The 20,012-nt window shown below is 59.3% G+C and carries 20 protein-coding genes; 15 read left to right on the top strand and 5 right to left on the bottom strand.

The genetic code is table 11. The features are described from left to right. Positions 1-201: 201 nt before the first annotated feature. Positions 202-2,640, top strand: a complete 2,439-nt coding sequence (locus tag ACMGF8_RS00455) for a Lon protease family protein (protein WP_102865439.1) — start codon at positions 202-204, stop codon at positions 2,638-2,640. A 213-nt stretch (positions 2,641-2,853) separates the two neighbouring features. Continuing rightward, entirely contained in the window at positions 2,854-3,195 is a 342-nt protein-coding gene (locus ACMGF8_RS00450) for a hypothetical protein (protein WP_102865440.1), read from the top strand. Positions 3,196-3,198: 3 nt separating this feature from the next. Here the strand turns inward: ACMGF8_RS00450 and ACMGF8_RS00445 are convergent, their stop codons facing one another. Further along, entirely contained in the window at positions 3,199-5,028 is a 1,830-nt protein-coding gene (locus tag ACMGF8_RS00445) for a hypothetical protein (RefSeq protein WP_416758352.1), read from the bottom strand. A 161-nt stretch (positions 5,029-5,189) separates the two neighbouring features. Here ACMGF8_RS00445 and ACMGF8_RS00440 point away from each other — a divergent pair, with 161 nt between their 5' ends. The 3 genes from ACMGF8_RS00440 to ACMGF8_RS00430 all read left to right on the top strand — a co-directional run bounded on the left by ACMGF8_RS00440 (position 5,190) and on the right by ACMGF8_RS00430 (position 6,861). Beyond that, positions 5,190-5,678 (top strand): TIGR00645 family protein, encoded by a 489-nt coding sequence (locus tag ACMGF8_RS00440; RefSeq protein ID WP_102865442.1) that lies wholly within the window; start codon positions 5,190-5,192, stop codon positions 5,676-5,678. 133 nt (positions 5,679-5,811) lie between these two features. Continuing rightward, on the top strand, positions 5,812-6,117 hold the full coding sequence (locus ACMGF8_RS00435; RefSeq protein ID WP_115580972.1) for a DUF6482 family protein: 306 nt from the start codon (positions 5,812-5,814) through the stop codon (positions 6,115-6,117). 126 nt (positions 6,118-6,243) lie between these two features. Continuing rightward, positions 6,244-6,861 carry an FKBP-type peptidyl-prolyl cis-trans isomerase gene (locus tag ACMGF8_RS00430; protein ID WP_044465159.1) on the top strand — a complete coding sequence of 206 codons (618 nt, stop codon included), beginning with the start codon at positions 6,244-6,246 and terminating at the stop codon, positions 6,859-6,861. 89 nt (positions 6,862-6,950) lie between these two features. Here ACMGF8_RS00430 and ACMGF8_RS00425 read toward each other — a convergent pair whose 3' ends face one another. From ACMGF8_RS00425 to ACMGF8_RS00415, 3 genes are all read right to left on the bottom strand, one after another. Then, entirely contained in the window at positions 6,951-7,220 is a 270-nt protein-coding gene (locus tag ACMGF8_RS00425) for a hypothetical protein (protein ID WP_102865444.1), read from the bottom strand. A gap of 203 nt (positions 7,221-7,423) precedes the next feature. Beyond that, entirely contained in the window at positions 7,424-7,765 is a 342-nt protein-coding gene (locus ACMGF8_RS00420) for a zinc ribbon domain-containing protein YjdM (RefSeq protein WP_016967028.1), read from the bottom strand. A gap of 114 nt (positions 7,766-7,879) precedes the next feature. Next, a complete protein-coding gene (locus tag ACMGF8_RS00415) occupies positions 7,880-8,848 on the bottom strand; it encodes a polyprenyl synthetase family protein (protein ID WP_016967027.1) in 969 nt (322 codons plus the stop codon). Positions 8,849-9,111: 263 nt separating this feature from the next. Between ACMGF8_RS00415 and rplU the strand changes: the two genes are divergently transcribed. From rplU to ACMGF8_RS00390, 5 genes are all read left to right on the top strand, one after another. After that, positions 9,112-9,423, top strand: a complete 312-nt coding sequence (rplU, locus tag ACMGF8_RS00410) for a 50S ribosomal protein L21 (RefSeq protein ID WP_007924746.1) — start codon at positions 9,112-9,114, stop codon at positions 9,421-9,423. A 35-nt stretch (positions 9,424-9,458) separates the two neighbouring features. After that, complete coding sequence (gene rpmA / locus ACMGF8_RS00405; protein WP_003228360.1) at positions 9,459-9,716, top strand: 50S ribosomal protein L27; 258 nt, start codon at positions 9,459-9,461, stop codon at positions 9,714-9,716. Between the two features lie 194 nt (positions 9,717-9,910). After that, positions 9,911-11,134, top strand: coding sequence for an Obg family GTPase CgtA (cgtA, locus tag ACMGF8_RS00400; protein ID WP_102865445.1), 1,224 nt, complete (start codon positions 9,911-9,913; stop codon positions 11,132-11,134). Between the two features lie 183 nt (positions 11,135-11,317). Then, entirely contained in the window at positions 11,318-12,436 is a 1,119-nt protein-coding gene (gene proB, locus ACMGF8_RS00395) for a glutamate 5-kinase (RefSeq protein ID WP_047289314.1), read from the top strand. 19 nt (positions 12,437-12,455) lie between these two features. Further along, positions 12,456-12,917 carry a CreA family protein gene (locus tag ACMGF8_RS00390; protein ID WP_102865446.1) on the top strand — a complete coding sequence of 154 codons (462 nt, stop codon included), beginning with the start codon at positions 12,456-12,458 and terminating at the stop codon, positions 12,915-12,917. Positions 12,918-13,028: 111 nt separating this feature from the next. Here ACMGF8_RS00390 and rpsT read toward each other — a convergent pair whose 3' ends face one another. Further along, positions 13,029-13,307: a 30S ribosomal protein S20 gene (rpsT, locus tag ACMGF8_RS00385; protein ID WP_016967023.1), complete on the bottom strand. Its 279-nt coding sequence runs from the start codon at positions 13,305-13,307 to the stop codon at positions 13,029-13,031. Between the two features lie 251 nt (positions 13,308-13,558). Between rpsT and murJ the strand changes: the two genes are divergently transcribed. From murJ to fkpB, 5 genes are all read left to right on the top strand, one after another. Beyond that, positions 13,559-15,097 carry a murein biosynthesis integral membrane protein MurJ gene (gene murJ, locus ACMGF8_RS00380; RefSeq protein ID WP_102865447.1) on the top strand — a complete coding sequence of 513 codons (1,539 nt, stop codon included), beginning with the start codon at positions 13,559-13,561 and terminating at the stop codon, positions 15,095-15,097. A gap of 129 nt (positions 15,098-15,226) precedes the next feature. Next, positions 15,227-16,171 (top strand): bifunctional riboflavin kinase/FAD synthetase, encoded by a 945-nt coding sequence (ribF, locus tag ACMGF8_RS00375; protein WP_162884093.1) that lies wholly within the window; start codon positions 15,227-15,229, stop codon positions 16,169-16,171. Between the two features lie 13 nt (positions 16,172-16,184). After that, positions 16,185-19,016 (top strand): isoleucine--tRNA ligase, encoded by a 2,832-nt coding sequence (gene ileS, locus ACMGF8_RS00370; protein WP_102865449.1) that lies wholly within the window; start codon positions 16,185-16,187, stop codon positions 19,014-19,016. Then, the gene (gene lspA / locus ACMGF8_RS00365; protein WP_102865450.1) at positions 19,009-19,521 is read left to right on the top strand and encodes a signal peptidase II; all 513 of its coding nucleotides are present in this window, start codon (positions 19,009-19,011) and stop codon (positions 19,519-19,521) included. Before ileS ends, lspA begins: the two co-directional genes overlap by 8 nt. Then, positions 19,514-19,966 carry an FKBP-type peptidyl-prolyl cis-trans isomerase gene (gene fkpB, locus ACMGF8_RS00360; RefSeq protein WP_115580968.1) on the top strand — a complete coding sequence of 151 codons (453 nt, stop codon included), beginning with the start codon at positions 19,514-19,516 and terminating at the stop codon, positions 19,964-19,966. Before lspA ends, fkpB begins: the two co-directional genes overlap by 8 nt. The last annotated feature ends 46 nt before the right edge of the window (positions 19,967-20,012 follow it).

Below are 20,012 nucleotides of genomic sequence, written 5' to 3'. Positions count from 1 at the left end.
TCCAGCCGCGCAGTTTGGAGTTTAGGCAGGTTCCATGGGTTCCGTAGATTTTTACAAAACAATGCCTGAAATAGCTGGTTTTACATGGGGCGGGTAGCTGTATCCGCCTTGTCTATGCTTTCCCCTGAGGCGCGCCTTGCCAGCCGGGCATACCCGGCGCCAGAATGCCGCCATCTGCCCCGCCTGATGTAAGGAAGCCCGATGCCTGATCCTGTTGCTGCCAGCCTGCGTCTTGCGCCTGAAGCGCTGACCCGTCCTTTCTCTGCTGAACAGTTCAGCTTCTCGACCACCAATGATTTGGAGCCCTTTCGCGGTGTGCTTGGCCAGGAACGTGCGGTCGAAGCCTTGCAGTTCGGCGTGGCCATGCCACGCCCCGGTTACAACGTGTTTGTCATGGGGGAACCTGGCACGGGGCGCTTTTCTTTCGTAAAGCGCTATCTGAAGGCTGAAGGCAAGCGCCTGCAGACCCCGTCAGACTGGGTCTATGTCAACAATTTCGACGAGCCCCGGGAGCCTCGGGCGCTGGAACTGCCGGCCGGTGCCGCGGGCAGTTTCATCAGCGACATCAACGGTTTGATCGATAACCTGCTGGCGACGTTCCCGGCAGTCTTCGAGCATCCGTCCTACCAGCAGAAGAAGAGCGCCATCGACCGCGCTTTCAACCAGCGTTACGACCGCGCCCTGGACGTGATCGAGCGTCTGGCCCTGGAAAAGGACGTGGCGCTGTACCGCGACAGCAGCAATATCGCCTTTACCCCGATGCTCGATGGCAAGGCCCTGGACGAAGCCGAGTTCGCCCAACTGCCGGAGGCTGATCGCGAGCGTTTCCACGAGGATATTTCCGCTCTGGAAGAGCGCCTTAATGAAGAGCTGGCGAGCTTGCCGCAGTGGAAGCGCGAGTCGAGCAACCAGTTGCGTCAGCTCAATGAAGAAACCATCACCCTGGCCCTGCAGCCGTTGTTGGCGCCACTGTCCGAGAAGTACGCGGAAAACGCTGCGGTCTGCGGTTACTTGCAAGCCATGCAGGTCTATCTGTTGAAGACCGTGGTCGAGCAACTGGTGGACGACAGCAAGACCGATGCGGTGGCACGCAAGCTGTTGGAAGAACAGTACTGCCCAAGCCTGGTGGTGGGCCACCCGGCCAGTGGCGGCGCGCCGGTGGTGTTCGAGCCGCATCCGACCTACGACAACCTGTTCGGCCGGATCGAGTACAGCACCGACCAGGGCGCGCTCTACACCACGTACCGGCAGTTGCGTCCCGGTGCACTGCATCGAGCCAATGGTGGTTTCCTGATTCTGGAAGCCGAGAAGATGCTCAGCGAACCCTTTGTCTGGGACGCCCTGAAGCGTGCCCTGCAATCGCGCAAGCTGAAGATGGAATCGCCTCTGGGCGAGATGGGGCGTCTGGCGACCGTGACCCTGACGCCGCAGATGATTCCGCTGCAGGTCAAGGTCATCATCATTGGTGCTCGCCAGCTGTATTACACGCTGCAGGACCTGGATCCGGACTTCCAGGAAATGTTCCGGGTACTGGTGGACTTCGACGAAGACATCCCGATGGTGGATGAAAGCCTGGAGCAGTTTGCCCAGTTGCTGAAAACCCGCACCTCGGAGGAGGGCATGGCCCCGCTGACCGCTGATGCGGTGGCGCGCCTGGCCACCTACAGCGCGCGTCTGGCGGAGCACCAGGGGCGTCTGTCGGCGCGGATCGGCGACCTGTTCCAATTGGTCAGCGAGGCCGACTTTATCCGCCACCTGGCTTCGGACGAAATGACTGATGCTGGACATATCGAAAGGGCGCTGAAGGCCAAGGCGACGCGTACCGGTCGGGTATCGGCACGGATTCTCGATGACATGCTCGCCGGCATCATTCTCATCGACACCGATGGTGCCGCCGTGGGCAAGTGCAACGGCCTGACGGTACTGGAGGTGGGGGATTCGGCGTTCGGCGTGCCAGCGCGGATTTCCGCCACGGTCTACCCCGGTGGCAGTGGCATCGTCGACATCGAGCGCGAGGTCAATCTTGGCCAGCCCATCCACTCCAAGGGGGTGATGATCCTGACCGGTTACCTGGGCAGTCGCTATGCCCAGGAGTTCCCCCTGGCGATTTCCGCGAGCATTGCCCTGGAGCAGTCCTACGGCTACGTGGATGGCGACAGTGCTTCGCTGGGGGAGGCCTGCACGTTGATTTCGGCGTTGTCGAAAACACCACTCAAACAGTGTTTCGCCATCACCGGCTCGATCAACCAGTTCGGCGAGGTGCAGGCTGTGGGCGGAGTCAACGAGAAGATCGAAGGCTTCTTCCGCCTGTGCGAAGCCCGCGGCTTGACGGGAGAGCAGGGCGCGATCATTCCTCAGGCCAACGTGGCCACTTTGATGCTCGACGAGAAGGTACTGCAGGCCGTACGTGCTGGACAGTTCCATGTGTATGCGGTGCGTCAGGCTGATGAGGCCCTGAGCCTGCTGGTGGGCGAGCCGGCTGGTGAACCGGATGCCGAAGGTCAGTTCCCCGAAGGCAGCGTCAACGCGCGGGTGGTGGAGCGCCTGCGAGTCATTGCCGAGATGATCAGCGAAGAAGACCTGAAAGAAGCGGAAAAGGAACTGGCGCAAGAGGCGCTGACAGAGGCCAAGCCGGCGTGACAGTGGCCGCTGGCGAGGGCTTTGTCCCTCGCCAGCGGCGTCAGAGGGCTGACGCCAATTTCTCAAAATAGACCATTCGGCGCCTGTTGGATCGGTCAACTTTGTTTATCAGGCTTTTCTTCTATTCTCAGGGCAAGGAGAACGACAGTCGTCGCTGGATCGAAACAGTCCTCTATTGAAGGCTGAACAGTGGTTCTACCGAGGGTCGCCGCCATGTCGCGCAACCTTTGCCTCACCCGCCAATGCCTTGGCTTGGTCACCCGTATCGAATGCAGCGTCCGCCCACTGGCGGGGGACAACGGTATGTGGACCCTTCTCTTCGCCGCCGGAATGGCGGGTGAACAACCCTCAGCGATCAAGTCCCAAGGCCCGTTCTGTGGACCTGTGGTGGCGGAGTCCATCCTTGATTCGATTGTTGAAAGCCTGACCACCCATGGCTATCAGCTGGCCGATGATCCACAGATCTGGTGCCTGCATCTGCAGGCCCAGTTACGTCAGATCAATGGTGAGCGGGGACGCCATGCCGGTGATTTCCAGTTCCATCCTGAACACTGATCCTTAGGGGGGCGGGGGCGTCGACTCGGCTTTGTCGAGCTTGACCTCAAAGCCGTATTGCACAGTGTCGAGTGTGCTGCGGGTGTAGCTTTCCAACTGGCTGGGCTCGCCGTAGAAGTAGTGCACATCGAATAGCGCTGTACCGTCGGCCGAGGCACTGTGGCTGCTTGCAAGAATCTCCTTCAGGTATTGGCCGCTGGCGTCCTTGGCAAAGAAGCGCCAGGCGTCAGCAGGAAAGAGTTTCTGGTCGACGATCAAGGCGTTGCCCCTGAGTTCTAGGCCTTTGGGCAGCTGTTGAGCGTTGATGCTGCTCTTCTCGATGGTGGCCAGGAACAGAGGAATGGAGCCTACGGCGTAGGCGGGGGTTTCCGGGAAAAGGTTGAGGTCGTAGGTGATGACGCCCCGCAATGGGTCGATGTCGAAGGCCTCGTCCGGCAGTTCGATCGGTTCACCCCGTTGGCCCTTCTCGTTCTGGGTGAAGAAAGTCAGCGGGGTATCGTTGGTGCTGAACTCTGAGCCCAGCAACTCATCATTGAAGGTCCGCGGGTGGTTGAACTCGATGCGCGCTGCGCTGGCATCTTCCACCGACTGGCTGATGGTCACGGATTTTTTCAGTGACTCTTCGTCCAGCTGTGCGCCCTTGAGGTAGTGGGGGGCTTGATCGTCATAGACCACCACCGGCATTGGCAGCGGTTGGATGTTCCTGTCGGTGGTATTGCGGTCGAAACGATGTACCGGCAGGTCCAGGTCCTTGCGCGTGACGCTGGCCTGGGAGAAATCCAGTACCGCGACTTCCAGCCGATCCACCAGGCCATTGAAATACACCTTGGCGTAATGATTGGTGTGTTGCTGGTCGAAGGCCTTTTGCTCGTCCTCCAGTTGTTTCTCGAATGCCTCGCTCCACGCCTTCTGCTTTTGCATCTCGGCCAACTGCTGTTGGTAGAAGGCAATCTGTTGGGCGCTTTCGTTGATCGAGCCTGCGCGGGACAGAATCTGCCCCTTGCTGTCACGGGCCTGGGCCAGCAAGGGATTGAGGGCGACATCATTGGCTTCTGCGGGCAGGGGGGCGCTATTACTCAGCTCGATCTCGGCAACGTTCCTGTCCAGCGTCAACAGGGTCAGGCGGATATTGCCGTCCTGACGCGGTTTGCCGATGTCGGCCTTGGTCAGTTCAAAAGCGAGCACCCGACCTGGGGCTATCACCTCCAGTTTGCCTTGCAGGGAAACTGGCTGCGGCTGATTCTTGTTGTCCACCTCCAGGCCCTCGATAAAGGGGTAGGTGATGGTCAAGTCATCCGGATTGGTCAGGTTGGAGCTGGAGGGGCTGAGCTGGATGCCCGGATCGGTCTCCGACCATTCGGTTTGGAAGGGAATGACTTTTTTGTTGCTGAGGGTGACCGACTGCCATTCCAGCCCGTGGGGAAACGGGAACTGTGTGGGCATGTTGAAGCTGAAGGGGAAGACGGGCTGCAGATCGGTCAGGTAGTCGGAATTGGAGGATTTGCGCAGTACGAACAGACCGTTGACGTAGGTGTCCACCAAGGCTTGTGCAGTGGGATAGTGCTTGAGCAGGGCCAGGCTGTCGTCGCCGTATTCGGTTTCCAGCGGCTTGCTGTCAAGTTTGAGCTGTGCTCGTTCCAGCAGCAGGAGGGAGCCACCAAGATTGGCAATGGCGTCCTTGAGCTTCGGATCCTGGATGGCGTCCAGCGACTGTTCAAACTGTACGGTTTTCTCTTCGAGGCTCGCCTGTTTCTTTTCGTCGCTGGGAGAACAGCCGCTGATCAGCAGCGCCAGACCAAGGCCGACACTGGCCAAAGGCAATCGCACATCCATTTCCAATCTTCCTGTCCAATGTCGGTGAGCGTGAGCAATGGCTTCGACACTAGCAGAAAATACGCCCGGAAAAACCCGTGGATCAGGTGATTGTCTGTGGTTTATGGGGGTTTCCGGCGCTGATATACTCGCCGCCGTTTTTACACCGGGTGCGAGATTCAATGGAACGTTTTATCGAGAATGCAATGTATGCCTCACGCTGGCTGCTGGCGCCGATCTACTTCGGTTTGTCTCTGGGCTTGCTGGCACTGGCATTGAAGTTCTTCCAGGAAGTCTTCCACGTCATTCCCAATGTGTTTTCCATGGCCGAGTCCGACCTGATCCTGGTGCTGTTGTCGTTGATCGACATGGCGCTGGTAGGTGGTCTGCTGGTGATGGTGATGATCTCCGGTTATGAGAACTTCGTGTCGCAACTGGACATCGACGAAGACAAGGAGAAGCTCAACTGGTTGGGCAAGATGGATTCTTCGTCATTGAAGATGAAAGTGGCCGCGTCCATCGTGGCGATTTCGTCGATCCACCTGCTGCGAGTGTTCATGGATGCCAAGAACATCCCTACCGAGTACCTGTTGTGGTACGTGGTGATTCACATGACGTTCGTGATTTCGGCGTTTGCCATGGGTTACCTGGACAAGCTGACCAAGCACTGACAGGTTTCGCTGCGTGAATGAATGCCGCCCGGCCGTTGCGAAACGGACGGGCGGCGTTGTTTGTGGCTTGTGCTTTTCCTGGCTGGGGCATATGCCTGTAGCTGTCAGGGCTGTAAAAGCACGAGGTGCTCTCATGAATCTGCAAGAAATGAATGCCTACGCCATTGCCGGAAAAGTCGACGAATTGAATCTGATCTCCCTGGAGGGCGGAATCTATCTGCTTGAGGCGCGCATGCACGGGGCGGCTTATCCACTGAGCGATGCCCAGGGTCAGATGTTTCATCTGCGCTCCGTGGAGCATGCTCGTGAGGTCCTGCAGTCCTTTCCCAAGTTGCCGTTCAATCTGATTCACACGTCAGTGCATGACGAGATGTGCGGCTTGTCCGTGGGTGTCGAGGAAAGCTTGAAAGTGCCCATCACTTTGCACTCGGGTAGCTGAGGCCTGCACGGCGATGATCCGTGCCGGGCTTCTGTGCTAGTCTGCTCGCCCTTTTGATTCCGGGCGCTCCGGGAGGCGCTGTGTTCCTGCGGCCTTTCCGAGCCGTCCGCACAGCGGAGCAGTGTCATGTCCGAAGTAAATCTGTCCACCGACGAAACCCGCGTCAGCTACGGCATTGGCCGTCAGTTGGGCGACCAACTGCGCGACAACCCTCCACCGGGCGTCAGCCTGGACGCGATCCTGGCGGGTCTGACCGACGCTTTCGCCGGTAAGCCAAGCCGTGTGGGTCAGGAAGAAATGTCCGCGAGCTTCAAGGTCATCCGCGAAATCATGCAAGCTGAAGCCGCTGCCAAAGCCGAAGCTGCTGCAGGTGCCGGTCTGGCTTTCCTGGCGGAAAACGCCAAGCGTGAAGGCATCACCACTCTGGCTTCCGGTCTGCAGTTCGAAGTGCTGACCCAGGGCGACGGCGCCAAGCCATCCCGTGAAGACAGCGTGCGTACTCACTACCACGGCACCCTGATCGACGGCACTGTGTTCGACAGTTCCTACGAGCGTGGCCAACCTGCTGAGTTCCCGGTAGGCGGCGTGATCGCCGGCTGGACCGAAGCGCTGCAACTGATGAACGCCGGTAGCAAATGGCGTCTGTACGTGCCGAGCGAACTGGCTTACGGCGCACAAGGCGTGGGCAGCATCCCGCCGCACAGCGTTCTGGTGTTCGACGTCGAGCTGCTGGACGTTCTGTAACCCGGTAGGGGCCAGATGGCTGGCGATGACGGCCGCGCACGCGCGGTCAGTTCATCCTCGGCCAACTTGCCCCTTTCGCGGTTTTGGTTTCATAGACGAATTTTTGCGCCCAGGCTGTGGCCATCGGCGCCGGTTGGCCGCAAGGCTCTGGCGTAGCAGAACAAAAACAGGTTGCGCACCAATTCCTTGAGAACCAGCGGTTCGCTGGAGCTCAAGCCGATCAGGTCCAGATCTCCCTGGTCCTGCAGCTCGCTCAGGGCTTCCTCTTCCAACACAGCACAGACTTCCCCGGTTTCCCGATGCAGGATGCGCAGGTAGGGGTGTGGGCGGTCCAGCCAGGCATCAATCAAATAAGTCATGGGTGTCATCTCCTTGAATGGGTTCAATGAGAATAATTCTTATTCAATGAATAGCAAGTACCTATTGGCGGTTTCTGCTTTTTTCTGTGTGGAAATTGTTTTCGATCAAATTGGCTGGCTTTTCGCTAGCAGGTGTGTGGATCAAGCATGGCGGGGGTATAGGCGGGATACCCTCTCGCGACAGGCGCGAGAGGGTGCAGGCGTCAGACCTTGCGGACGAACTCGGATTTGAGCTTCATCGGGCCGATGCCGTCGATCTTGCAGTCGATGTCGTGGTCGCCATCGCACAGGCGGATGTTCTTGACCTTGGTGCCGACCTTGACCACCAGGGAGGTGCCCTTGACCTTGAGGTCCTTGATCACGGTGATGGTATCGCCGTCTTGCAGCACGTTGCCCACCGAATCTTTCTTCACGGCTTCATCGGATGCGGCTTCGGCTTCGCCGCTGGCGGACCACTCGTGGGCGCACTCGGGGCAGATCAGCTGGGTGCCGTCCTCGTAGGTGTATTCGGAATTGCATTTTGGGCAGGGTGGCAAAGTGCTCACTTAAGCTCCTCAAAGTCAGGATGGCTAAAAAGCGCACATTGTATAGGGTTTTTTCGGGGAGGGGGCGCTGGGGAGTTGCGCCGGCTCCTGCCAATCGGCAGGAGCCGGTGCGCTTTAGTGGGTGCGAGCGACGGCGAATTCGCTCAACTCCACCAGAGCGTCGCGGTATTCGCTGGGTGGCAGAGCTTCCAGGCAGGTGATGGCGCGAGCCACGTAGTCGCGGGCCAATTGCGCGGTGTAGTCCAGGGAGCCCGAAGCCTCAACGGCGGCGCGGATGCTTTCCAGGTCTTCGATACCACCTTTCTGGATGGCCTGGCGAACCAGGGCTGCCTGCTCTGGGGTGCCTTCGCGCATGGTGTAGATCAGCGGCAGGGTGGGTTTGCCTTCCGCGAGGTCGTCACCCACGTTCTTGCCCAGGGTTTCGGCGTCGCCACGGTAGTCCAGCAGGTCGTCCACCAGTTGGAAGGCCACGCCCAGGTGATCGCCGAAGGTGCGCAGGGCTTCGGCCTGTTCCGGTGTGGCGCCGGCCAGGGCGGCTGCGCTGTGGGTCGAGGCTTCGAAGAGCATCGCGGTCTTGCCGCGGATGACTTCCATATAGGTTTCTTCGGTGGTACTGGCGTCGCGCACCTTGGACAGTTGCAGGACTTCGCCTTCGGCGATGATCCGCGTGGCCTGGGACAGGATGCGCATGACCGGCATCGAGCCCAGTTCAACCATCATTTCGAACGAACGGGAGTACAGGAAGTCTCCCACCAGTACGCTGGGCGCATTGCCCCACATAGCGTTGGCGGTCGAGCGGCCACGGCGCATGCCGGACATGTCGACCACGTCGTCATGCAGCAGGGTGGCGGTGTGCAGGAACTCGATGGTGGCGGCCAGCAGGCGCAAATCGTCGCCTTCGCGCCCCAGTGCCTTGCCACACAGCAGCACTAATAAAGGACGCAGGCGCTTGCCTCCGGCCGAAGTGATGTAGTCGCCAATTTTTGAAACCAGCGGCACTCGGGAAGTCAGCTGTTTCTTGATGATGCCGTCGACGGCGCTAAAATCGTCCGCCACCGCGCGGTAGAAAGCTTGGGGTTGCATCAGCGACAGGTGCTCCAGAAGGGTTGCGCGGCATGCTAGGACCCGCGTCCGCAGGTGTCAAGGCGCGCTCCCGGCGGTGCTTGCCGCCGCCTGAACGGCACTTGCATCGCTATTGTGCCTTGCGTACAATCGCGCACCCTGAACTTCCTGGGCAGCACCTGCCTTACGCAATTGCACTTGGGCCGTTCCAGCCCCATGCAGCCATGCCAGCCAATACCTCTTCTTATAAAGAGCTGGGTGAGCAGGATTATCGGAGAAATACCATGTACGCAGTAATCGTTACCGGCGGTAAGCAATACAAGGTCGCTGAAGGTGAATACCTGAAGATCGAAAAACTGGAAATCGCCACTGGCGAGTCCGTGACTTTTGACCGCGTTCTGTTGGTTGCCAATGGCGACGACGTGAACATCGGCGCACCTGTTGTTGCTGGCGCAACCGTCAAGGCTGAAGTGATCTCCCAAGGTCGTCACGATAAAGTCCGCATCATCAAGTTCCGTCGCCGTAAGCACCACATGAAGCGTATGGGCCACCGCCAGTGGTTCACCGAGATCAAAATCACCGGTATTCAGGCTTAATTTCAGCCTAATTCCTCACTAGGAGAATTGAACTCATGGCACACAAAAAAGCTGGTGGTAGTACCCGTAACGGTCGCGACTCAGAAGCCAAACGCCTTGGCGTGAAGATGTATGGCGGCCAGGTCATCAAGGCCGGCAACATCATCGTGCGTCAGCGCGGCACCCAATTCCACGCTGGCTACGGCGTTGGCATGGGTAAAGATCACACCCTGTTCGCGAAAATCGAAGGCGTGATCAAGTTTGAAGTAAAAGGCGCCTTCGGTCGTCGTTACGTGAGCGTCGTCGCAGCTTAATTGCGTGATCGCTGGAAAAGCCCTGTCTCGCGACGGGGCTTTTTCGTTTGTGGGATGAGTCTCTTGCAAAACTGTTTGTACGAGCTGCCAGCGTTGGATGTTTCGGTCGTTGATTGAGGTCGCTGCGCTCATTTTTGCAAGAGTCTTATGTCTTGGTTTCTTCAGCTCGCCCGTGCGGTGAGAGGCGTTTGATCATGAAGTTTGTTGATGAAGTTTCGATTCGAGTAAAAGCTGGCGACGGCGGCAATGGCTGCATGAGTTTCCGTCGGGAAAAATTCATCGAGAACGGTGGTCCCAACGGCGGTGATGGTGGTGATGGTGGCTCGATCTACATGGTCGCAGACGAAAACCTCAACACCCTGGTGGACTACCGTTATACCCGGCACTTCGATGCTGAGCGCGGCTCCAATGGTGGCAGCACCGACTGCACCGGCAAGAAAGGCGAGGATCTGGAGCTGCGGGTTCCGGTCGGTACCACCATCATTGATGCCGGTACTCAGGAAGTCATCGGCGACCTGACCAAGGCTGGTCAGCGCCTGATGGTGGTGCAGGGTGGCTGGCACGGCCTGGGCAACACCCGGTTCAAGTCCAGTACCAACCGTGCGCCGCGACAGACCACTCCGGGCAAGCCGGGTGAGCAGCGTGATCTCAAGCTGGAATTGAAGGTGTTGGCGGACGTCGGCCTCCTGGGTTTGCCGAATGCCGGTAAAAGTACCTTCATTCGCTCGGTTTCCGCCGCCAAGCCGAAAGTGGCTGATTACCCATTCACCACGCTGGTGCCCAACCTGGGCGTGGTCAGTGTCGACCGCTGGAAGAGCTTCGTAATCGCCGATATTCCAGGTCTGATCGAAGGGGCTTCCGATGGTGCTGGCCTGGGGATTCGCTTCCTCAAGCACTTGGCGCGTACGCGCATCCTGCTGCATCTGGTGGACATGGCTCCGCTGGATGAAACCAATCCGGCGGATGCCGCGCAAGTGATTGTCAACGAGTTGGTCAAGTTCAGTCCGTCCCTGGCTGAGCGTGAGCGCTGGCTGGTGCTGAACAAGAGCGATCAGATTCTTGAGGAGGAGCGTGAGGAGCGCGTCAAGGAGATCGTTGATCGCCTGGAGTGGACTGGTCCGGTGTACGTGATCTCGGCCATCTCCAAGGATGGTACCGAGCGTCTGAGTCGCGACATCATGCGGTATCTGGAAGATCGTGCCGATCGCCTGGCAGCCGACCCGGCCTATGCCGATGAGCTGGCCGAGCTGGATCAGCGCATCGAAGATGAGGCGCGTGCCCAGTTGCAGGCGCTGGACGATCAGCGTGCCCTGCGCCGTAGCGGCGTCAAGAGTGTCCATGACATCGGCGACGATGACTGGGATGAAGAGGATGTGGATGACGAGGACGGCCCGGAAATCATCTACGTCCGCGACTGATCCTGTGGTGTGGGCTTGTCCGCGAACACGGTTTATCTGGGCGGGCGCGGTGTTATCATCGCTGCCAGCCAGCTCTCAAGGCGCCGCTCATTCGAGCGGCGTTTTGGTATCTGCAAGGCTTAAATACGAATAACCCCATGAGTGGCGCTCGGTCGCGCTGCTCGCTGGCAAAGGTTGAATAAGATGCGGAGCAAGGTGACGGGTGCGCAGCGCTGGGTCGTGAAGATCGGCAGTGCACTGCTGACGGCGGACGGCAAGGGACTGGATCGCGCGGCAATGGGCGTGTGGGTCGAGCAGATGGTGGCCTTGCATGAGGCGGGTGTCGAATTGGTACTGGTCTCTTCGGGTGCTGTGGCGGCCGGAATGAGTCGCCTTGGCTGGACCGCACGACCGAGTGCGATGCATGAGCTGCAGGCGGCTGCGGCCATTGGCCAGATGGGCTTGGTGCAGGCCTGGGAGTCGAGCTTTGCCGAGCATGGCCGGCATACGGCGCAGATTCTCCTGACCCATGACGATCTGTCGGACCGTAAGCGTTACCTCAATGCTCGCAGTACTTTGCGGGCGCTGGTGGAGCTCAAGGTGATTCCGGTGATCAATGAAAACGACACCGTGGTGACCGATGAAATCCGCTTCGGCGATAACGACACCCTGGCGGCGCTGGTGGCCAATCTGGTGGAGGCGGACCTGCTGGTTATCCTCACTGATCGCGATGGCATGTTCGATGCTGATCCGCGCAACAATCCCGATGCGCAGTTGATTTACGAGGCGCGGGCCGATGATCCGGCGCTGGATGCCGTGGCTGGCGGTACTGGTGGGGCGTTGGGGCGTGGTGGTATGCAGACCAAGTTGCGAGCGGCGCGCCTGGCGGCGCGCTCCGGGGCGCATACCATCATTGTTGGTGGGCGTCTGGAGCGGGTGCTGGATCGCCTGAAGGCGGGTGAGCGCATCGGTACCTTGTTGTCGCCGGAGCGTGGCATGTTGGCGGCGCGCAAGCAGTGGCTTGCCGGGCATCTGCAAACCCGCGGTACCCTGGTGCTGGATGAGGGGGCTGTGTCGGCCCTGTCTCAGGGCAACAAGAGTCTGTTGCCAGTGGGGGTCAAGCAGGTCCAGGGTGGTTTCCGTCGCGGTGAAATGGTGGTGTGCGTGGCGCCTGATGGGCGTGAAATTGCCCGCGGCCTGGCCAACTACAGTGCCCTTGAGGCGCAGAAAATCATCGGTCAGCCCTCTGATGCGATTGTCGGTGTCCTGGGTTACATGGCTGAGCCGGAATTGGTTCACCGCGATAACCTGATTCTGGTGTAAGTGACCTAAGGAAAAGCGAATGCGCATAGCAAAAGGATTGTTGGGTCTGCTCTTGGCGATGCCGTTCATGGTGTCGGCCGAGGAAATTGGCCAGGTGTCCACGGTGTTCAAATTTGTCGGGCCTAACGACCGGATCGTGGTCGAGGCCTTTGATGATCCCAAGGTGGATGGCGTGACTTGTTATCTGTCGCGAGCCAAGACGGGTGGTCTCAAGGGTGGCTTGGGTTTGGCTGAGGATCGTGCTGAGGCATCCATTGCTTGTCGCCAGGTGGGGCCGATCGCTTTCAAGGGCGAGCTCAAGGATGGTGACGAGGTCTTCAAGGAGCGCACCTCGCTAGTGTTCAAGACCATGCAGGTGGTGCGCTTCCTCGACAAGAAGCGCAACACCTTGGTGTATCTGGTCTATAGCGATCGTGTGATCGAGGGCAGTCCGCAGAATGCGGTAACGGCGATTCCTATTCTGCCTTGGCCTCATCAATGACCTGTTGAGAATTGCCGGGCCGGCCCCTGATGGGGCTGGCTTGTTGCGGGCGGGTAAATTGCAGGCAATAAAAAACCGACCCTTGGGTCGGTTTTTTAACAAGCGTGTCGCTTAGGCTGCAGCAGCAAGGTTCAGAGCCTTGATGTGGCCATTCAGACGACCTTTATGACGAGCAGCTTTGTTCTTGTGGATGATGCCTTTATCGGCCATGCGGTCGATAACTGGCACGGCCAGAACATAAGCGGCTTGCGCTTTAGCAGCGTCTTTGGCGTCGATGGCCTTAACTACGTTCTTGATGTAGGTACGAACCATGGAACGCAGGCTGGCGTTGTGGCTGCGACGCTTCTCAGCCTGTTTTGCACGTTTTTTGGCGGAAGGTGTGTTGGCCACCGTCGAGCTCCTCGAAAGACTTTTTGGGAAATAGCAAACAAAATAGGCCGCGAATCATGCCGATGAGTTGAAGTCTTGTCAAGGGCAGCTGATGCGTTCCGCTGAGTGGTCGATCTGAAGAGGCGGGATATTTATTTCCGGCGCTTGACCTGTAAACTCGCGAGCTTTGGCTCTGTGCTGTTGCGGCGCGGAGTATCGCATAAGTGGGCGTCTTTTCGCCTGCTGTTTATCTACAGGCAAACAACCTTTTCATGAACCTGCTCAAGTCATTGGCCGCGGTCAGCTCTATCACGATGCTTTCCCGGGTACTGGGGTTTGTCCGCGATACCATCATCGCGCGCACGTTCGGCGCCGGGATGGCTACGGATGCCTTCTTCATTGCCTTCAAGTTGCCCAATCTGTTGCGGCGAATCTTTGCCGAGGGAGCCTTCTCTCAAGCCTTCGTGCCGATTCTGGCGGAGTACAAGAGTCAGCAGGGGGAGGAGGCGACTCGGACCTTCATTGCCTATGTATCGGGCTTGTTGACCCTGGTTCTGGCCCTGGTCACTGCCCTGGGCATCATCGCTGCACCCTGGGTGATCTGGGCTACGGCACCGGGTTTTGTCGACTCCCCGGAAAAATTCGCCCTGACTTCCGATCTGCTCCGGGTGACCTTTCCTTATATATTGCTGATCTCGCTGTCCTCCCTGGCCGGGGCGATTCTCAATACCTGGAACCGCTTCTCGGTGCCGGCGTTCGTGCCGACTCTGCTCAACGTCAGCATGATCATCTTCGCGGTGTTTCTTACGCCCTACTTCGATCCTCCAGTGATGGCCCTGGGCTGGGCAGTGCTGGCAGGGGGCTTGGCGCAATTGCTCTATCAGCTGCCGCATTTGAAGAAGATCGGCATGTTAGTGCTGCCTCGCCTGAATGTGCGTGATACCGGTGTCTGGCGGGTGATGAAGCAGATGCTGCCGGCGATCCTCGGGGTGTCGGTCAGTCAGATCTCGTTGATCATCAACACCATCTTTGCTTCCTTCCTGGTCGCGGGCTCTGTGTCCTGGATGTATTACGCCGACCGTCTCATGGAGTTGCCTTCCGGTGTGCTGGGCGTGGCCCTGGGCACTATTTTGCTACCGACCCTGGCCAAGACCTACGCCAACAAGGATCGCCATGAGTACTCGCGGATTCTCGATTGGGGGCTGCGTCTGTGCTTCATCCTGGTGCTGCCATGTTCCCTGGCGCTGGGAATACTTGCCGAGCCGTTGACGGTGTCGCTGTTCCAGTACGGTGAGTTCAGCGCTTTCGACGCCTCTATGACTCAGCGTGCGTTGGTGGCTTACGCCGTGGGCTTGCTGGGGATCATCGTGATCAAGGTGCTGGCGCCGGGTTTCTACGCACAGCAGAACATTCGCACACCGGTGAAGATCGCCATCTTCACGCTGATCGTCACTCAGCTGCTCAACCTGGCCTTTATCGGTCCCTTGAAGCACGCTGGCCTGGCTTTGGCCATCAGCGCTGGTGCCTGTATCAACGCTGGGCTGTTGTTCTACCAATTGCGCAAGCAGCAGATGTTTCAGCCGCAGCCGGGCTGGGGGCTGTTTGCCTTGAAGCTGATCGTGGCTGTGACGGTGATGTCGGCGGTATTGCTGGGGCTGCTGCACTTTATGCCGGCCTGGGACCAGGGGCACATGCTCCAGCGTTTCCTGCGCTTGGGCGGTTTGGTGGTGGCTGGGGTGGTGGTGTATTTCGGCATGTTGGCCCTGCTGGGCTTCCGTTTGCGCGACTTCAATCGCAAGGCCTTGAACTGACGGCTGTTTAGTCGTTGGTGCGAGGCAACTACCGGTTTTGTCGGTTCGATCAATTTGGGTGACGGTGCTGCCTGTCGTCGGCCGTCGGGTGTGGTTATAATCGACCACTTTATGAGCAAGAAGCGCGTTATGCAGCTGGTTCGAGGCCTCCACAATCTGCGCCCCCAGCATCGGGGCTGCGTCGCCACTATTGGCAACTTTGACGGTGTTCACCGTGGTCACCAGGCCATCCTGGGCCGGCTGCGTGAGCGTGCGCTCGAGTTGGGCGTGCCCAGCTGTGTGGTGATTTTCGAGCCCCAGCCGCGGGAATTCTTTGCCCCCGAGACGGCGCCGGCGCGCCTGGCCCGCCTACGTGACAAGCTGCAACTGCTGGCCCAGGCCGGTGTCGATCGGGTGTTGTGCCTGGCGTTCAACCAGCGTCTGAGCAAACTCAGCGCCAATGAATTTGTCGAGCGTATCCTGGTGGATGGCCTGGGCGTGCAGCACCTGGAAGTCGGCGACGATTTCCGTTTTGGTTGCGACCGGGTCGGAGATTTCGAGTTCCTGCAGCAGGCTGGCGCCAACCACGGGTTTACCGTCGAGGCAGCGCAGACCGTAGAACTGGATGGTTTGCGTGTCAGCAGCACCCAGGTCCGCAATGCCTTGGCCGCAGCAGATTTTGAACTGGCCGAGCGTCTGCTTGGTCGGCCGTACCGGATTGCCGGGCGGGTCCTGCACGGGCAGAAACTGGCACGCCAGTTGGGTACGCCCACTGCCAACGTGCAATTGAAGCGCCGGCGTGTGCCACTTTCCGGGGTTTACCTGGTGAGTGTCGACATCGCCGGCAAGACGTGGCCGGGGGTCGCCAATATCGGCGTCCGGCCCACAGTCGCAGGTGATGGCAAGGCCCACCTTGAAGTTCATCTTTTAGATTTTGCCGGCGATCTGTATGACCGGCGTTTGACGGTGGTTTTCCACCACAAGCTGCGTGAAGAGCAGCGTTTCGCCTCCCTGGAGGCGTTGAAGACGGCGATCAATGCGGATGTTGCCGCCGCCCGTGCCCAAGTGGCACGTATCCATAGCGCCAATCGCTAATGAAGAGCCTTAAATGACCGACTATAAAGCCACGTTAAACCTTCCGGACACCGCCTTCCCAATGAAGGCCGGCCTGCCTCAGCGCGAACCACAGATTCTGCAGCGTTGGGACAGCATTGGCCTGTACGGAAAGTTGCGCGAGATTGGCAAGGATCGTCCGAAGTTCGTTCTGCACGACGGTCCTCCTTATGCCAACGGCACTATTCACATCGGTCATGCGCTGAACAAAATTCTCAAGGACATGATCCTGCGCTCGAAAACCCTGTCGGGGTTCGACGCACCTTATGTTCCGGGCTGGGACTGCCACGGCCTGCCGATCGAGCACAAAGTCGAAGTGACCTACGGCAAGAACCTGGGCGCAGATAAAACCCGCGAACTGTGCCGCGCCTACGCCACCGAGCAGATCGAAGGGCAGAAGTCCGAATTCATCCGTCTGGGCGTTCTGGGCGAATGGGACAACCCGTACAAGACCATGAACTTCAAGAACGAGGCCGGAGAAATCCGCGCCTTGGCCGAAATCGTCAAAGGCGGCTTCGTGTTCAAGGGCCTCAAGCCTGTGAACTGGTGCTTCGACTGCGGTTCGGCCCTGGCCGAAGCGGAAGTCGAGTACGAAGACAAGAAGTCCTCGACCATCGACGTGGCCTTCCCGATCGCCGATGAAGACAAGTTGGCCACCGCCTTCGGCCTGGCCAAACTGGCCAAGCCCGCGGCTATCGTGATCTGGACCACCACCCCGTGGACCATCCCGGCCAACCAGGCGCTGAACGTCCATCCGGAGTTCAACTACGCCCTGGTGGATGCCGGCGAGCGCCTGCTGGTGCTGGCCGAAGAGCTGGTTGAGTCCTGCCTGGCTCGCTACAACCTGGAAGGTTCGGTGATCGCTACCGCCCCGGGTTCTGCCCTGGAACTGATCAACTTCCGTCATCCGTTCTACGATCGTCTGTCGCCGGTGTACCTGGCCGAGTACGTGGAACTGGGGGCTGGCACTGGCGTGGTTCACTCGGCCCCGGCCTATGGTGAAGACGACTTCGTGACCTGCAAGCGCTACGGCATGGTCAACGACGACATCCTCAACCCGGTACAGAGCAACGGCGTCTACGTGCCATCGCTGGAGTTCTTCGGCGGCCAGTTCATCTGGAAGGCCAATCCGCTCATCGTCGATAAGCTGAGTGAAGTGGGTGCGTTGCTGCACACCGAAATCATCAGCCACAGCTACATGCACTGCTGGCGCCACAAGAGCCCGTTGATCTACCGTGCCACCGCGCAATGGTTCATCGGCATGGACAAAGAGCCGGTCAGCGGTGACACCCTGCGTGCGCGCTCGCTCAAAGCGATCGAAGACACCAAGTTCGTCCCCGCCTGGGGCCAGGCGCGTCTGCATTCGATGATCGCCAACCGTCCGGACTGGTGCATCTCCCGCCAGCGCAACTGGGGCGTGCCGATCCCGTTCTTCCTGAACAAGGAAAGCGGCGAACTGCACCCACGCACCGTCGAGCTGATGGAAGAAGTGGCCCAGCGTGTTGAGCAGGAAGGCATCGAGGCCTGGTTCAAGCTGGACGCCGCCGAGCTGCTGGGCGACGAAGCGCCGCTGTACGACAAGATCAGCGACACCCTCGACGTGTGGTTCGACTCCGGCACCACTCACTGGCACGTACTGCGCGGTTCGCACCCAATGGGCCACGTGAACGGCCCACGTGCCGACCTGTACCTGGAAGGCTCGGACCAACACCGCGGCTGGTTCCACTCGTCGTTGCTGACCGGTTGCGCCATCGACAACCACGCGCCGTACCGCGAACTGCTGACCCACGGTTTCACCGTCGATGAGACGGGCCGCAAGATGTCCAAGTCGCTGAAGAACGTGATCGAGCCGAAAAAGATCAACGACACCTTGGGTGCCGACATCATGCGTCTGTGGGTGGCGTCGACCGATTACTCGGGCGAAATCGCCGTGTCGGACCAGATCCTGGCCCGCAGTGCCGACGCCTACCGCCGTATCCGCAATACCGCACGCTTCCTGCTGTCGAACCTGAGCGGTTTCAACCCGGCCACCGACATCCTGCCGGCCGAGGACATGCTCGCCCTGGATCGTTGGGCCGTGGACCGTACCCTGTTGCTGCAGCGCGAGTTGCAGGAACACTACGGCGAATACCGCTTCTGGAACGTGTACTCGAAGATCCACAACTTCTGCGTGCAGGAGTTGGGTGGTTTCTACCTCGACATCATCAAGGATCGCCAGTACACCACCGGCGCCAACAGCAAGGCACGTCGTTCGGCGCAGACCGCGCTGTACCACATCTCTGAAGCGCTGGTGCGCTGGATCGCGCCGATCCTGGCCTTCACCGCTGATGAACTGTGGGAATACCTGCCGGGCGAGCGTAACGAATCCGTGATGCTCAACACCTGGTACGAAGGCCTGAGCGAATTGCCAGCTGACTTCGAACTGGGCCGCGAGTACTGGGAGGGCGTGATGGCGGTCAAGGTTGCAGTGAACAAGGAGCTGGAAGTTCAGCGTGCGGCCAAGGCCGTCGGTGGCAACCTGCAAGCCGAAGTCACCCTGTTTGCCGAGGATGGCCTGACCGCCGACCTGGCCAAGCTGAGCAACGAACTGCGTTTCGTGCTGATCACCTCGACCGCCAGCCTGGCACCGTTTGCCCAGGCGCCAGCGGATGCCGTGGCTACCGAAGTACCGGGCCTCAAGCTCAAAGTCGTCAAGTCGGCCTTCCCTAAGTGCGCCCGCTGCTGGCACTGCCGTGAAGACGTCGGCGTGAACCCTGAGCACCCGGAAATCTGCGGTCGTTGTGTGGATAACATCAGCGGCGCGGGCGAGGTTCGTCACTATGCCTAACGCCGCAGGCCGTTTCGGCCGTCTGGGCTGGCTGTGGTTGAGCTTGCTGGTTCTGGTCATCGACCAGGCCAGCAAGCTGCACTTTGAAAGCTCGCTGACCATGTACCAGCAGATCGTGGTGATCCCCGAGTACTTCAGTTGGACCCTGGCTTATAACACCGGCGCAGCCTTCAGCTTCCTCGCGGACAGCTCTGGCTGGCAGCGCTGGCTGTTCGCCCTGATCGCGATTGTGGTCAGCGCCGTGCTGGTGGTCTGGCTCAAGCGCCTGGGGCGTAACGAAACCTGGCTGGCCATCGCTCTGGCCCTGGTACTGGGCGGTGCCTTGGGCAACCTGTATGACCGCATTGCCCTGGGCCATGTGATCGATTTCATCCTGGTGCACTGGCAGAACCGCTGGTACTTCCCGGCATTCAACTTCGCCGACAGTGCTATCACCGTTGGCGCGGTGATGCTGGCCCTGGATATGTTCAAGAGCAAGAAAACCGGAGAAGCCGTTCATGACTGAACAGGTATTGACTGAGCAACGCATCGGTCAGAACACGGAAGTCACTTTGCACTTCGCATTGCGCCTGGAGAACGGCGATACCGTAGACAGCACTTTCGACAAGGCCCCGGCGACCTTCAAAGTCGGTGACGGCAACCTGCTCCCTGGGTTCGAGGCCGCGCTGTTCGGCTTCAAGGCCGGTGACCAGCGTAGCCTGACGATTGAGCCGGAAAACGCCTTTGGCCAGCCGAACCCGCAGAACGTGCAGGTCATCCCGCGTTCGCAGTTCCAGGACATGGAGTTGTCGGAAGGTTTGCTGGTGATCTTCAATGACGCGGCCAATACTGAGCTGCCGGGTGTGGTCAAAGCCTTCGATGATGCTCAAGTCACCGTAGACTTCAACCACCCGCTGGCCGGCAAGACCTTGACCTTCGACGTGGAAATCATCGACGTCAAAGCGCTTTAACAGCATCGCCGGCATGCCGTGCCCTATTCTGTAGGGGTTGGTTTGC

It is taken from the genome of Pseudomonas sp. BNK-7, assembly GCF_048072025.1.
GTDB classification, from domain to species: domain Bacteria; phylum Pseudomonadota; class Gammaproteobacteria; order Pseudomonadales; family Pseudomonadaceae; genus Aquipseudomonas; species Aquipseudomonas danubii.
This window is presented reverse-complemented; position numbering and strand designations above follow the sequence as displayed.